Annotated in this window: 14 protein-coding genes; 11 read left to right on the forward strand and 3 right to left on the reverse strand. The window is 25.4% G+C overall.

Annotated elements, in window-relative coordinates; all coding sequences use genetic code 11:
• The first annotated feature begins 48 nt into the window (after positions 1–48).
• Positions 49–1,119 (forward strand): non-hydrolyzing UDP-N-acetylglucosamine 2-epimerase, encoded by a 1,071-nt coding sequence (wecB, locus tag NMSP_RS00615; protein WP_086906987.1) that lies wholly within the window; start codon positions 49–51, stop codon positions 1,117–1,119.
• Between the two features lie 53 nt (positions 1,120–1,172).
• A complete protein-coding gene (locus NMSP_RS00620) occupies positions 1,173–1,847 on the forward strand; it encodes a class I SAM-dependent methyltransferase (RefSeq protein WP_086906988.1) in 675 nt (224 codons plus the stop codon).
• Here NMSP_RS00620 and NMSP_RS00625 read toward each other — a convergent pair.
• Positions 1,837–2,982 (reverse strand): glycosyltransferase family 4 protein, encoded by a 1,146-nt coding sequence (locus NMSP_RS00625; RefSeq protein WP_152023790.1) that lies wholly within the window; start codon positions 2,980–2,982, stop codon positions 1,837–1,839. The genes NMSP_RS00620 and NMSP_RS00625 overlap by 11 nt on opposite strands.
• 42 nt (positions 2,983–3,024) lie before the next feature.
• Between NMSP_RS00625 and NMSP_RS00630 the strand changes: the two genes are divergently transcribed.
• Entirely contained in the window at positions 3,025–4,161 is a 1,137-nt protein-coding gene (locus tag NMSP_RS00630; RefSeq protein WP_152023791.1) for a hypothetical protein, read from the forward strand.
• A gap of 6 nt (positions 4,162–4,167) precedes the next feature.
• Here the strand turns inward: NMSP_RS00630 and NMSP_RS00635 are convergent, their stop codons facing one another.
• Entirely contained in the window at positions 4,168–5,520 is a 1,353-nt protein-coding gene (locus tag NMSP_RS00635) for a nucleotide sugar dehydrogenase (RefSeq protein WP_192866180.1), read from the reverse strand.
• A 244-nt stretch (positions 5,521–5,764) separates the two neighbouring features.
• On the opposite strand from NMSP_RS00635, the gene NMSP_RS08305 reads away from it, so the two are divergent.
• The 8 genes from NMSP_RS08305 to NMSP_RS00670 all read left to right on the forward strand — a co-directional run bounded on the left by NMSP_RS08305 (position 5,765) and on the right by NMSP_RS00670 (position 14,345).
• Positions 5,765–5,929, forward strand: a complete 165-nt coding sequence (locus NMSP_RS08305; protein ID WP_192866181.1) for a hypothetical protein — start codon at positions 5,765–5,767, stop codon at positions 5,927–5,929.
• A 15-nt stretch (positions 5,930–5,944) separates the two neighbouring features.
• Positions 5,945–7,444 carry an MATE family efflux transporter gene (locus tag NMSP_RS00640; protein ID WP_086906992.1) on the forward strand — a complete coding sequence of 500 codons (1,500 nt, stop codon included), beginning with the start codon at positions 5,945–5,947 and terminating at the stop codon, positions 7,442–7,444.
• Positions 7,445–7,452: 8 nt separating this feature from the next.
• The gene (locus NMSP_RS00645; RefSeq protein ID WP_086906993.1) at positions 7,453–8,511 is read left to right on the forward strand and encodes a lipid II:glycine glycyltransferase FemX; all 1,059 of its coding nucleotides are present in this window, start codon (positions 7,453–7,455) and stop codon (positions 8,509–8,511) included.
• Between the two features lie 14 nt (positions 8,512–8,525).
• Positions 8,526–9,668 carry a glycosyltransferase gene (locus NMSP_RS00650; RefSeq protein ID WP_086906994.1) on the forward strand — a complete coding sequence of 381 codons (1,143 nt, stop codon included), beginning with the start codon at positions 8,526–8,528 and terminating at the stop codon, positions 9,666–9,668.
• 24 nt (positions 9,669–9,692) lie between these two features.
• Positions 9,693–10,544 carry a sugar phosphate nucleotidyltransferase gene (locus NMSP_RS00655; RefSeq protein WP_192866182.1) on the forward strand — a complete coding sequence of 284 codons (852 nt, stop codon included), beginning with the start codon at positions 9,693–9,695 and terminating at the stop codon, positions 10,542–10,544.
• Between the two features lie 18 nt (positions 10,545–10,562).
• A complete protein-coding gene (locus NMSP_RS00660; protein WP_192866183.1) occupies positions 10,563–11,885 on the forward strand; it encodes a UDP-glucose dehydrogenase family protein in 1,323 nt (440 codons plus the stop codon).
• A gap of 31 nt (positions 11,886–11,916) precedes the next feature.
• A complete protein-coding gene (locus tag NMSP_RS00665) occupies positions 11,917–12,873 on the forward strand; it encodes a hypothetical protein (RefSeq protein ID WP_086906997.1) in 957 nt (318 codons plus the stop codon).
• A 263-nt stretch (positions 12,874–13,136) separates the two neighbouring features.
• A complete protein-coding gene (locus NMSP_RS00670) occupies positions 13,137–14,345 on the forward strand; it encodes an MBOAT family O-acyltransferase (RefSeq protein ID WP_225971292.1) in 1,209 nt (402 codons plus the stop codon).
• Here the strand turns inward: NMSP_RS00670 and NMSP_RS00675 are convergent.
• Positions 14,342–15,241 carry a methyltransferase domain-containing protein gene (locus NMSP_RS00675; protein WP_086906999.1) on the reverse strand — a complete coding sequence of 300 codons (900 nt, stop codon included), beginning with the start codon at positions 15,239–15,241 and terminating at the stop codon, positions 14,342–14,344. The two genes, NMSP_RS00670 and NMSP_RS00675, sit on opposite strands and share 4 nt — an antisense overlap.
• Positions 15,242–15,335 lie beyond the last annotated feature (94 nt).

The raw sequence follows: 15,335 nt of genomic DNA on the forward strand, positions 1-15,335 counted from the left end.
ATTTTCTATAGTAATAATAATATCTATGAGTAATTAAATTGAAATTAGATGAAAGTTGCAGTAATTTTAGGAACAAGACCAGAAATTATCAAACTTGCACCTATTATCAAACAACTAAATAAAAAATCTACTTCTGTAATATTTACTGGTCAGCACTATGATCATAATATGGGCATGAGATTTATTGATCAACTTGGTTTAAACAAACCAAATTATTCTATGAAAATCTCTAAAACAAAACCTGAATTACAAATTTCTGAAATAATTAAAAAATTATCTAGTATTTTTGCAATAGAAAAACCTGAAAATGTAATTGTTCAAGGTGACACAAATACTGTTTTAGCAGCAGGAATTGCATCACTAAAATGTAACATTCCTATATCTCATGTTGAATCTGGATTACGTAGTAATGATTGGAGAATGCCAGAAGAACACAATAGAATTATTGTTGATAATTTTTCTGATTATCTTTTTACTCCAACACAAATCACTAAACAAAATCTAATTTCAGAAAAAGTTCATGGAAAAATATTTGTTACTGGAAATACCGTAATTGATGCTATAAATTTATTTTCTAAAATTTCAAAAAAATATTCAAAATTATCTTTAGATTATGATGATTACGTATTATTGACTTTACATAGATCTGAAAATGTAGATAATAAATCAATTCTCTCATCTGTAATTAAATCAATTCTTGATTCAAATCAAAAATTTATTTTTCCTATTCATCCACGTACACAAAAAAGATTACACGAGTTTAATTTATTCACAAAATTAAAAAATTCAAAAAATATTTTGACGCTTGATTCTGTTGGTTATTTTGAAATGTTGGAATTAATGAAAAATTGTCAATATATCGTAACTGATTCAGGAGGTATTCAAGAAGAAGCTACTGCATCATCAATTAAGAAAAAAGTAATTGTCGTACGTAAAACTACTGATAGACCTGAAGCTGTTTTAGGAGGTTTTTCTGAAATTGTAGGCACAAATTATAATAATATTTTGAAATCTCTAAAGAAAACTGCTAAAAATTCTTCAATTATTAAGAAAAAATCCCCTTATGGTGATGGAAATTCTGCAAAGAGAATAATTCAACATTTGAAAAATAATCTGTAATTTTATATCATTTAATAATACGATATTAATTTGAAAAATTATTAGTGAAAATTATGAAAGATAAGTATGATGATGAAGATTTACAAAGACTATATGATAAAACATATTTTTCAACTCGTTCACGACCACCAATGTGGATTAGAAGAGCAGAATTTATGCATGAAAAATTTCACCCTAAAACTGTTTTAGATGTTGGTTGTGCATATGGGGAGCTTGTAAAAGCACTTGTTGATATGGGGATTGAAGCATATGGGGTAGATGGTTCTGAATATGCAATCAATAATTCTGATTCATCAATTCGATCAAAATTATTTAAGGTAAATCTTAATTCTGATAAATTTCCATTTAATGATAAAACATTTGATGTTGTTGGTAGTTTTTATTCTGTTGAACACATTCATGATATTAACTTTTTTGCAAAAGAACTGCAAAGAATTTTAAAAGATGATGGCATTGCATGGTTTCTTACTCCAAATGAGGGATTAGAACAACGAAATGAAACTGATGTTTTTACTAATACGTTTGAAGAATGGAAAAAAATTTTTGAAGAAAGAGGATTTAAAGTAGCAAAATTTAGTCCACATGAAATGATGGCTCTTCGTGGTAAATTAGGAAAATTTAAATTTTATTTATTACCAAAATCTATTCAAAATATAATTAAAAAAGTAGCTTATGATTATTCAAATAGAAAAATGAAGGATGCCTCATTCATTTTAACTAAAAATTAATTAATTGATATTCATTAATTATTGATTCAGCAACATTCTTCCAATCAAATTTTTGAACCATTTCATTTGAATTTTTGCCCATTTTATTTTGTAAATCATCATTTTTTAATATATGAATAATCTTTTGCGCTAATTCCTTAGGATTTTTTACAACATATCCATTAACCTCATCTTTCAAAATATCCTCAGGAAGTGTTCCTTTCATGGCTAAAACTGGTAAAGATGATGCCATGTATTCCAGGACTTTGATCGGCAATGCCCCTTTTGTTACATCCGTACTTCTCAAAGGTCCAATTCCGATAGAACTTTTAGCTAGAAATTTGGGAATCTCTTCTCGTTGAACCCATCCTTTAAAAATAATATTTTTTGAAAGATTGTTTTTAGTAACAAATTCTTGTAATTTTGTAATTTCTGGTCCGTCTCCCAATAGCAGGAATTCCACATCATTAATCTCATCAATTACTTTTGATGCACAATCTATCAAAACATCTACTCCTCTATGGTGATACATTGCACCCGAAAATATTACTCTTCTATTATTTTCTCTAGTATTATAAAATTTTTTTAAATCTGTTCCATTAGTTACAATAGAAATTCTATTCTTTGATACACTATAATACTCGTTAACTAATTTTTTTGTAAATTCATTCATAACTAATACTTTATCTGCATTTTGTAAAGTTTTTGAATTATACATTTTTTCAATTCCTCTTTGAATTTTTTTTATTCCTTTAGCTTTTTCATAAATTGCATCATCAATTTTTATTAAAACTGGTTTTTGCAATTCTTTTCCACATGCTACTGCTGCTTTGGGCACTAAATGAAATGGATGAAAAATTGATAAAATAAAATCATAATTATTTTGTTTACCCAATTCAATTCCTTTTTTTTCCATATTATCTTGACATCTTCTAGCTGCAATTTTTAAATTTGATCTAAATGGTGTTTGAACTTTTTCTACAATTATTTTTTTATTTAATTGAGGCTCATATTTCTCACCTTTCCATTCTAAATCTGGTGTTAAAATGGTTACATCATGACCAAGTTCTGCAAATTTATTTGCTAATTCCACAATTACTACAACTCCCCCTCCACTTATGGGTGGAAAATGAAATACCATAAAGAGAATTTGCACTGTGTTTATCTTTTTAAAGAAGCACAAAAATGTTATGCTAAGTTGACAAGTTCTTATGAAAAAACCCAAAATTGGTTAATGACATCAGGACTTTTTGTTTCAGATGTAAATAATAAAAATTGTGGTGGTGTTCATTCTTTTTACGATGAAAAAGAAAATCAATATGGATTCCTATATCCTGAAATAACTGGTTATTTCATTAGTTGTCTTAGATTTTTAAATAATCAACACAATGATGAAATCTTTTCACAATATGCAAAATATTCTTCTAATTGGTTGATCAAAATATATGAAAAATATGGTGCAATTATTCAAGGAATTGATTCTAATTCTAAAAATACTTTTTCATATTCTTTTGATTCTGCTATATGTGCAAAAGGATTACTGGATTGTTATGAATTGAATAATGAAAAAAAATATTTAGATTATGGAGAACAAATTATGAATGATTTAATTGCTGAAGCTATAGGTTCTGATGGTTCTGTAAAACCTTTCAAAGATATTTCTACAAATAAATATCAAGAAAGCAATCAGGTTTGGTATAAACAAGAAGGATGTTTGCATATTAAAACAGCAATTCCTTTTTTTCAATCATATAAAATAACTACTGATGAAAAGCAATTAAAAATTGGAGAAAAAATTTGTAAAAAAATTAATACCTATCAAAATTCTGATGGATCCATTAAATTACATATTAATTCACAAATCATTAATCTTCATACCTTATGCTATGCCTTGGAAGGATTACTATATGGTTTCTATGTGACTAATAATGAAGACTATCATTACAGATGTGAAAGAGCTGTAGATTGGTGCTTAAATCAAATTAATGATGATGGAAGTATTTCACTATGGTTTAATTCAAAATATAAGAGCAAAGCGGCATACCCTATATCTCAACTTATTCGTATATTGATTTTACTAGATAAAATTAATAATAATTCCAAGTATAAACCTCAAACCAAAATTCTCTATGAATTTCTTAAGACACTACATGGGTTTCATTCTGATCCTAAAATTGATGGTGGTTTTTATGAAGAATACTACAAATCTCTTTTTGGTTGGAAAAAAAGAATGAGATTGAATTCATGGACAACAATGTTTGCGTTACAAGGAATTAATTGGCTAGAAAATTATGATAGTGTTACATTTGAAAATACAATAAAATATCTGTATTAGAAATTTTTATTCACCTAAAAACTCTAAAATTGATTTAGAGTTAGATTCTTTTGAAATTTTGTGTTGACAATCATAGATTAAAGGAATTATACCTTGTCTGTAAATTTCTGATATACGTTCTTTAACGATATCATGATGCTGTACGATACATAAACATGAAATTCCTTTTAACTTTTCATTGTTTAGATTTTCTATTTTTTCAAAATTTAATTCATTAAGATTATTTTCTATTAGATATTTTTCAATTGACTCGTCACTGAAATATGGATCATATCCAAATACCTTAAAATCTTTCTTTTTTAAATCTGAAATAATTTTAAAACTAGCAGAATCTCTCATATCTTCTACATTGGATTTATACGATAAACCACATATTATGACTGATTTTTCAAAACCTTTTTGAGATAATGATTTTTCAACACTATTTGCAATATAATTTGGCATTTGTAAATTAATTTTTAAAGCATTTTCAATTGTTACAAAATTTGTTTGAAACTTTTTAGCTGATTCTAGCAAAAATCTTGGATCTTTAGGTATACAATGACCACCTGCTCCAGCTCCAGGATAATGTGGCATAAATCCAAAAGGTTTAGTTGCTGCTGCATCTATGACATCTTTTACATTTATTTTTAATTTGTCACATAACATTGCGAGTTCATTCACTAGTGAAATATTTACAAGACGGAATGTATTTTCAAATGACTTTACAACTTCTGCAATTTTTGGTGAGTCTACTTTTAATAAATTTCCTTTGTTGATATGTTGATAAATTTTTTTAGATATTTCAAAACTTAATTCATCAGAACAATAAATAACTCTAGGAATATTTTCAATTCCCCATTCTTTATTTGCTGGATCTATACGTTCAGGACAAATACAAAGACCAAAATCTTTTCCAACTTTATAGCCTTTTGATTCAATAACTTTTTCTATTTTTTCTGTCGTTCCAACTTCCACACTACTTTCTAGAATAATTACATCTCCTGTTTTTGCATTTTCAAGAAAAGATTCTACAGCTGATTTTACAAAAACATCTGACTTGATGTTTTCATTTGGAATTGGTGTTGGAACACATATTATTCCTATTTTGGGAATTAATGATTTCATTGGTTTTGTTTGTAATTCAATATTTTTTTGCTGTCTACATTTTCTATACTCGTCTTCCAAATGTATTTCTGAATCCATCAATTCATTATTTTTTAATCTAGTAATTCTTTCTTCATTAAGATCTATTCCAATTACTTTAAAATTTGCTGTTGCTAATCTAACTGTGAGTGGAAATCCTACATAACCTAAACCATAAATTTCTATCAATATTGATTTTTCCTGAATTTCTTTTTTTGTATTTATTAATGACATGATTTTACTTATTAGCATTTAATGCTTAACTATTTGTATTTTGGTACTGATTCAAATTAATTAAGTAATGTTCAAATCATTATTTTCTAACAATATGTTAAAAATGAGTATTGAAAATTCATTGTCTATTCAAAATACTATATTTTTCAATTAAAATTAATCAAAATTAAAAAATTATGTCTAAATTACTTACTAATGATTAAACATAAAGCCAAAAATACCAAAGAAATTAAGATTTTTTAGATTGAAAAATGTTACTGTAATGGGTACAAGACCTGAAATTATTAAATTAGCTCCTATAGTGGATAAACTTTCTTCAAAAAATCCTATCATTGATTCCAACATTTCCCCTTATGGTAAAAGAAAAGCTTCTGACAAAATTATTAATTTACATCAAAAGAATTTATGAATTGGAAATTGTATTATGAGTAATATTCGTGTAACATATTCAGGCTTAATTTCTCTTCTAGTTGGAATTGTAAGTACCATTACTGGATTAATTTTTACATTAATTGTTACTAGATCATTAACTCCTGATGAGTATGGTTCATGGGGATTAATTGGAGGTTTAATTATGTATGTAATGATACTTGATCCAATTGTAACCTATTGGACAACTAGAGAAATTGCTAGAGGAGAAGATTCTGGAAAAACCGCAATTATTACCCATGGATTATTTTCTTTAATTGCATTAATTTTATACATAATAATTGCATTTTTTGTTGCAAATGAAACTGTTGTTACTTTTGACGTACTTGTTTTAGGTGCTATGTTAATACCTGTAATGTTTATCAATAGAGCTTTAACAGCATTAAATTTAGGATGGAAACCTCAAGCTACCAGTTATGGTATTATTACATTTGAATTAAGTAAAATTCCACTTGCATTAATTTTAGTATATCATTTTAACTTGGGATTGGAAGGTGCAATAATTTCAACAACAATTTCTTATGTTGCTAGTATCATTATTTTATCTATTAATTCACGTTCAAAATTAAAAGTAAAATTTAAAACATTTTATATTAAAAAATGGACAAAATTCTTTTGGATTCCATTATATCGAAAAGGACAGAGTGTAGTCTTTAGTTTTGATGTTGCAATATTTGCAATAATTAGTGATTCTGTATTTGGAATTGCCTTGTTTAGTGCTTCATTGGCTGTATCTATTTTGGTAGGACATGCTGGATTAATTGCACAGGCAATTTATCCTAAATTACTTTCGGGTTCCAAAAAAAATTATTTGAATGAAAATTTAATCCGATTCTTTTATTTTGCATTTCCACTAACTGCTATTTCTATAGTTTTTGCACAACCTGCACTATTTGCACTAAATCCTGAGTATGAAATTGCTACAATCGTAGTGATAATAATGAGTATTCGTACATTTTTCTATGTATTGAGTAATATTTTTCAATCTGCTATTCATGGTGCTGAAACAATTGATACTAAAGAAAATCCAAAATTTTCTGATTTTGTAAAAAGTAAATTATTCATACTTCCAACTATAATTTTAATCCAATATTCATTATATGTATCCATATTAGCTATTGTTCTATTTCTTACAAAAGATAATTCTACTCAATTAGAATTAGTGATTAATTGGGCTTTGATTTCATTAATAGTGCAGATTCCTTTTACAGCTTATTTTTATAAAGTTACAAAAAAACAATTTTCCCTAAATCTTGATGTTATTACTACGATCAAATATTTATCTGCAAGTATTCTTGTTTTTAGTTTAACATATTTTGTTACTGAAAATTTTTTAATTTATCAAGAAAGTATTTTTAATTTTCTACCCAATTTAGTTTTGTATGTTGGTTTAGGAGTTTTAATGTATGTAGGATTAACATTTTTTATTGATAATAAAACAAAAATGTTGATCAAATCAATTATAGGAGAATTAAGGAAGAATTCTACATCTTAGTGATTAAAATGACATTTAAAGTAACAATATCTACTGAAATCCCAGAATTTTGGGATGATAATTTATTGAAACATAATTCATCAACAGCATATCAGTTATCTGTATGGGGAAAAATCTATCAAAAATCTTATAATTCAATTCCATTTTTTTTACAAGTTACACGTAATGATGAATTATTATCTCAACTAATGGTATTATTACATAATGATTATCTTTGGAAAAATGTAAATTTTTTATCTAATGTTATAGGAAATAAATTAAAAATTAAAAATTCTTTAGGTTGGATTTATGGACCAATTATACATGATTCAGAAAATCATAAGGAAATAATGGAGTTATTACTTAATTCGTTAGATACTATTGCCAAAGAAAATAATGTTAATTATATACGAGGAACAATTCCTCCAAATTTTGACATATCCACAGAATCTATTTTTGAAAAATCTGGTTATTCTAGTACTCCCTGGACTACTCATGTTATTAATTTAAAACAAGATGAAGATTCGATTTATTCTCAATTAGATAAAAAAACAAGATATGATATTAGAAAATCTGAAAAAAATAAATTAAAATTTGAAATTGGTGACAATTTTAATTCACTTTTAGCATTTGATAACATGAAACAAAATTCAAAAAATGTAATTACAGATAATAGTGATTTACAAAAAAATAGATGGGATTATCTTTACAATACTAGTAATGGGAAATTATTTTTAGCTAAACTTGAAAATAATTATATTGGAAGTATTTCTTCTTTAACATTTAATAAAAATATAGTACAACATGGTGTCACAAATATAAAACAAAATCTTTTGGGTGGTACTTTTTTAACTTGGAATTTAATAAAATGGGGTATTAAAAATAATTTCAATACTCTGGATTTAGGTGGAATTAATCCAAATCCTCAAAATAATAAAGAAAAACAAATTTCTTTCTATAAATCAAAATGGGGAGGAAAAAATTTTAAATATAATATTTATACAAAGATTTTTGATAACACTAGGCATAAAATATCTACTATTTTACAAAATCCAAATAAGGTAAAAAACTTCTTAAAATCTAATTAGTATGGTCATTTAGATTGAATTTAAAATTATGTGTATTTTCAAACGATCCAATTATTTCATATTTTAATAAAGGTGAAATTAAATCAAGATATTTTAATCCAGGAAATATTTTTGATGAAATACATATAATTACTTTCATTGACGATGATATTGACTCTTCAAAAGTTAAAATGTTAGCAGGTAATGCAACTTTAAAAATTTATTCTATGGGTAACTTGAATACATTAAATTTAAAAAATAAAAAAGAAAAAATCCTTGATTTGGTTAAAGAAATTAATCCTGATGTAATAAGAGCATATAATTCTAAATTAGAAGGTTGGTTGGCTGCATATTGTAGCAAAAAGCTTTGTAAACCATTTTTTGTTTCTATTCATGCACAATATGATGGTTATAGAAAACTAATGAGAAAGAAAAATTTTAGTAAATATCTTATTTTACAATATTCCAGAAAATTCATAGAACCTTTTGTATTAAAAAATGCTGATAAAATAACAGGTGTGTATAAAATTATTGAATCTTATATTTATGATATAATTAAACAACAACCTGAAATATTATATAATAAAATAGAACTTGATCGTTTTAAACCAAAACAAAAAAGAATTTTTAATAAAAAACCAATAATTTTGAGTGTTAGTAGATTAACTTCACAAAAAAATCATCATATTATTATTCAAGCGATTAAAAATCTTGATGTTCATTTACAAATAATAGGAGATGGGGAACTTTTGTATCCCTTACAAAAATTGGTGAAAGAATTAAGTGTAGAAAATAAAGTGAGTTTTATTAAATCAGTAAATAATAATGAAATTCAAACTTACTACCAATCTGCAGATATTTTTGCATTAGCATATGATCCAAAAATTGAGGGAGTTCCAATACCTGTTTTAGAGGCATTAGCATCTGGAATGCCTATAGTAATACCTGAACCTGAGCAGGGATATTCTGATGGTTTAGAAGATGCTGCACTTTTTGCTAAATTAGAATCTGATTCATTTAAAGAACAATTTATAAAAATTATAGATGATGAAGAATGTAGAGAAATTTTATGTGTAAATGCAATCAAAAAATCTAGACATTTTGATACTAATAATATTGAAAATCGTGAAAAAGAAATCTATCAAGAATTAATTGATACTAATAACACAAGAATATAATTATTAGTTTAATTACGTATTTGTGTGAAAACAGTTTTGACGGTAGCTGGTTTAGGTACTAGATTATTACCATTAACCAAAGAATTACCTAAAGAAATGTTACCAATTTTTGTTAAAGCGAAAAATGGTGAATTATTGATGAAACCTATACTTCAAGTAATTTTTGAGACTTTATATGATCATAAAATTCGAGATTACTGTTTCATTGTAGGAAAAACTAAGAGAGCAGTAGAAGAACATTTTACTCCTGATTTTGATATAGTCCAATATTTGAAAGATAATAAAAAATTAAAATTAAGTAAAGTATTAGATGCATATTCTAAAAAATTAGAAAAATCTAATATTGTCTTTATCTATCAACCAAAACCCATTGGATTTGGAGATGCCATTGAAAAAAGTAAAAAATTTGTCAATGGAGATAATTTTTTACTACATGCAGGTGATGACATAGTAATTTCAAAAAGAAATGATCATCTAACAAGATTAGAAAATGCATTTAAAAAATATGATGCTGACATTGCTTGTTTAGTTGAGGAAGTTAATGATCCAAAAAAATATGGAGTAGTTGATGGAATTTTCTTAGAAAATGGAGTTATGAAAATTACTGAAATGAAAGAAAAACCAAAAAACCCTTCTACTAAATTTGCAATAATCGCAATCTATATTTTTAAATCATCTATTTTTGACAAACTTTCTGACGTAAAAATTAAAGGTAATCCTGAAAAACAACTTGCATATGCATTTAATATGGCAATAAAGAAAAATGAAAATGTAATTGGTGTATTCTTGAAAAAAAGTGAAAAAAGAATTGATATTGGTACACCTGAATCATATTTACAAGTTTTAACTTCATCAAAAACAATAAAGATTGAATAAATTGAGGTTTATGAAAAATTGACCAAAGAAAAAATTTCTGTTATTGGATTGGGATTTGTTGGGTTATCTGTAGCAGTAGTTAATGCAATGAAAGGGTTTCATACATTGGGTATTGATATTGATGACGTAAAAATTAAAAATCTACAACAAGGGAAAGTCTCTTTTTTTGAACCAAAACTTGAAAAATCTCTAAAATCTGTACTTTCTTCAAAAAAAATTGAATTTAGTAATGATTTTATGAAAATTTTAGATTCGGATATTACTTTTCTTACGGTGGGAACTCCACCAAAAAAATCTGGTGATGTAGATTTATCTTCTATTAAATCTGCATTAAGTAAAATTTCAAAAGTTTTAGAGAGTAAAGAAAAATATCATTTACTAGTAGTAAAAAGTACACTATCTCCTGAAACTACAAATAAATTAATTATTCCAAAATTTGAAAAACAAATTTCCTTAAATAAAATGGATGTTGTTGTAAATCCTGAATTTCTTCAAGAGGGTGTTGCAATTAATGATATTTTAGATCCACATATTATAGTCATTGGAGGATATAACAAAAAAGGAATTAAATTTTTGATAAAATATTATAAAAATTTTTATAAAAAATTACCTGAAATTATTCAAGTTGGAGTAACCACTGCAGAATTAATTAAATATGCAAATAACTCATTTCTAGCCACAAAAATTAGTTTTATTAATTCTATAGCAAATATTTGTCAAAAATTACCTGATGTTGATGTGGATAGTATCTCTTATGCAATTGGAAAAGATAATAGAATTGGACCATTATTTCTTCAAGCAGGACCTGGATTTGGTGGAAGTTGTTTACCAAAAGATCTATCTGGCTTAATCTCTTTCTCAAAAAAAATTGGCAATCCATCACCATTTTTCGAAGCAGTAGAAAATGTTAATGCATCTCAACCTAAACAAATTTTTACAATAATGAAAAATATGGAAATTCTTTCTCCAAAAAAAACTATTTCAATTTTAGGTTTATCTTTTAAAAAAAATACAGATGATATACGTGAATCTGTATCTATAAAGATTGTTAGAAAATGTTTGAATTATGGATTAAAAATTAAAGTTCATGATTCTATGGCAATAACAAATTTTAAAAAAATTTTTAATGATAATATTGAATATTGTGAATCTATTGATTCATGTTTAGAAAATTCTGATTGTTGTATAATATTGACAGATTCTGATGAATATAAAAAATTAAAATTACATAATTTTTCTAATATGAACAAAAAAAATATTATTGACACCAGACGAATTTTAAATCATAAGAATTTTAAAAATACTAATTTTTATGCACTTGGTTTAGGACAATTTAAATAAATTTAATAGATAAACACTAATTTTCTAATTGATGAATTATAGAATTCTTCTGTCTGTTTTTATCGCTTTTTTCATAGTTTTTGGTTCCTTATTCTTTATTTTTTTTAATCCAATAACAGTTGAATCAAATATCAATCAATATCCAGCTTTTTCTTTAACTCTTGATAAAAAATCTCAAAATTTGTTTTTATTGGGTTCCAGTCATATTGGACATTTAAATTCAAGTTTAATTGTAAATTCTATCCATGAAAGTTATCCAAGTACTTCAATTTTTAATCTTGCAACAAACGGAGATACTCCTAATAGAAGAATTTCTGATCTTTCATACATTACAAATATGAATCCTGAATTTGTTTTCTATGGTGTTTCTTTTAGAGATTTTAATTCTCCTAACCAATTTACTTCAAAATATTTTCTTCCTGATCTTAAATTATTAGTCGATCAATCTATTCCTGAGTCCCTTGAATCTTTAAATCCACAATTTATTTCACGTACAATAATCAAAGATATTTTACAAAATTATGGTTTAATGGATGTATCCAAATATGATATTAATCCAACAAATACACCATTTTTCTCTCTAGGAAATTTACAAACAATAATTTTAGAAGAACCAGAATTAGAAAGATTGCTTTTAACTACTGATCCTTCTCCACAATCTCTTCACATTCCACTTTTTAATAATGATCAAGTCAATTCTTTTAAGAAAATTATTCAAGAATTAAATAATAATAATATTAAAGTGATAATTTTTACTGTACCAATACATGAACTTTATTTAGATAATATTTCAACTGAAAATAAATTATCTTTTAATCAAATATTAAATGATATATCTGATGAATATGATGTTAAAATTTATAACTTTACAAATAACTATTCACAATTAAAAATATGGAATAATCTTGATCATATTGCATATAATGAAAATTCTGACATATTTAGTAAGGACATATCAAAAATGATTTTAACGGAATTAAGAAAATAATGCTTTTTAATTCTTTAGAGTTTATTATTTTTTTTATTGTAATACTTACTACAATTTCAGCAATTAAAAATAGAAAATTTCAACATATTTTTTTATTAGTAATTAGTTATTTCTTTTTTTATTTTACAAGTAATTATTTAGTTACCCTATTAATTATTTCAACATTATTAGATTATTATTTAGGAAATAAAATTTGGAATGAAAATAATATAATTAAAAAGAAAATTTTTCTTATTTTCAGTTTAATTGGTAATTTAGGTTTATTGGGATTTTTTAAATATGCTGATTTTGCAATTGCGCAATTTAATATTTTTGGAACACACTTCAATCTAAATTCTGAAATACCACTACTTGATCTAATTTTGCCTATTGGAATTTCATTTTATACATTCCAAACTATCAGCTATACTGTTGATATTTATCGTGGTCATCTTGAACCAAGTAAATCTTTTAGAGAATTTGCTCTATTTGTTGCATTTTTTCCACAGTTAGTTGCTGGACCAATTGTTAGAGCTAAAGATTTTCTTCCACAGCTTAGAGAAAAGTTAGATAATTTTAGCAGTGGTATAAAATTACGTCAAATTATTATTAACAATCAAAATTTGAAGTTGGGCATTACTATAATGGCATTTGGTTTTTTTAAAAAAATGTTTTTTGCTGATAATATTGCACCTTTGGTTGATGAAATTTTTATTAATCCTATTGGATTAGATTCATTCACTATAATTTTAGGAACTTTTGCATTTGGAATCCAAATTTATGGTGATTTTTCAGGATATTCTGATATTGCAATAGGTGCAGCATTAATTCTTGGATTTAAAATTCCAATTAATTTTAACAAACCATATTTTGCAATTTCTCCTTCTGATTTTTGGAGAAGATGGCATATTTCATTGTCTACATGGTTGAGAGATTATTTGTACATTCCATTAGGTGGAAATAAAAAATCATCTAGTAGAACTTATTTGAATTTATTCACTGTTATGTTCTTAGGGGGGTTATGGCATGGTGCGTCTTGGAATTTTGTAATTTGGGGAGTTTTACACGGAATGTATCTTGCTATTCACAAAATAATTTCTGATAAATTTCCTCATCTTAAAATTCATCCATTTTTTAAATCAAAAATTGGGAAAATTATTTCAATAGTTGTTACACAATATTTTGTATTTTTAGCATGGATTCCATTCCGTGCACATAATACTGATGACATGATGTATTCAATTCAGAAATATATTTTTATTGATTTTCAATTTGATAATGTTTTTAGTTTTGTATTGACACACAAATGGCCCCTATTGATAATGGGAATTTTTGTAATTTTACATATTTTCATGTATTTCAAACCTAATACTGTTTACAAGATATCTAAAATGAATTTAAAATATTGGACAGTATTTTTAACATCTTTGTTATTTTTAGTAGTTTATTTTTATAATGGAAATTCTCAGGATTTTATTTATTTTAGATTTTAATTATTTTTTTTTAAAATTAAATATAATGATGTTGCTTGATTTCGAAAAATTTTCTTCCCAATTGATTCAAATAAATCATCAAAAATTTTATATTTTCTGAAAAGTGGATCTATTTTCCAAATTGGAATTCCCCAACCCATATATTCAATATGTTCAACAGTAAAACCTGCTTCTTCTGAAATTTTTTTAATTGAATTTGCTGTGTAAAAATTAACATGGTCAGTTTTTCTTTTTACATTTGATTCAATATAGTATGCAAATTTCCATGCTAATGCTCCCTCATTTGGAGTGCCTAAAATTACATATCCACCTTTTTTTGTAATTTTAAAGATTTTTTTGAGTGCTAATTTATCATCTTCTAAATGTTCAATAACATGATTAAAGAAAATTAAATCAAATGAATTTTCAATAAAAGGCATTGAAAAAATATCTGTTAAAAATAGTTTCGAACTTATTTTTATTTCATTTAGTATTTTTTTTGCACGTTTTAATCTTAGAAGATTATAGTCTGTACCATAAAGATTTTGTGAAAATTTTGAAATCCATTTTAAATTAGAGCCATCCCCACATCCAAGATCTAATAAATTATTTATTTTATTCTTCTTGTTAATTTCTTCTAAAATTTTTGTAACAAATTTTTTTCTTTTTTGTAGATGATTATAGTAAGGACCTTTTTCATAACTTCTTACTTGATCTGCTGAATACCAGTCTCCTGTAATTCCTTCTATTTTTTTATCTATCATTGAAATATGTTCTGTAGGTGATGGAACTAAAATACCGATTCCATCCTCTATGGGGAAGTTGGAATTACAATTTGTGCATTTATAATTATTTGAAATAATTCTTATTGATTTATTACAAATTGGACAATGTAAAATATCCTTATCTTTAGTCATTATATTGGATTTATTAGACGAACTTATAGAAGCTTGTTTTCAAAATATTCTCAACAAAGTTTAATTGTTATATTAAAAAACATCTTATATTATT

This window comes from Candidatus Nitrosomarinus catalina, from assembly GCF_002156965.1.
GTDB lineage: Archaea > Thermoproteota > Nitrososphaeria > Nitrososphaerales > Nitrosopumilaceae > Nitrosopumilus > Nitrosopumilus catalinensis.

Excerpts from the sequence above, each read along its gene's own strand:
- wecB (WP_086906987.1), top strand. The coding sequence starts at position 49 with ATGAAAGTTGCAGTAATTTTAGGAACAAGACCAGAAATTATCAAACTT.
- NMSP_RS00620 (WP_086906988.1), top strand. The coding sequence starts at position 1,173 with ATGAAAGATAAGTATGATGATGAAGATTTACAAAGACTATATGATAAA.
- NMSP_RS00635 (WP_192866180.1), bottom strand. The coding sequence starts at position 5,520 with ATGTCATTAATAAATACAAAAAAAGAAATTCAGGAAAAATCAATATTG.
- NMSP_RS00640 (WP_086906992.1), top strand. The coding sequence starts at position 5,945 with ATGAGTAATATTCGTGTAACATATTCAGGCTTAATTTCTCTTCTAGTT.
- NMSP_RS00645 (WP_086906993.1), top strand. The coding sequence starts at position 7,453 with ATGACATTTAAAGTAACAATATCTACTGAAATCCCAGAATTTTGGGAT.
- NMSP_RS00665 (WP_086906997.1), top strand. The coding sequence starts at position 11,917 with ATGAATTATAGAATTCTTCTGTCTGTTTTTATCGCTTTTTTCATAGTT.
- NMSP_RS00675 (WP_086906999.1), bottom strand. The coding sequence starts at position 15,241 with ATGACTAAAGATAAGGATATTTTACATTGTCCAATTTGTAATAAATCA.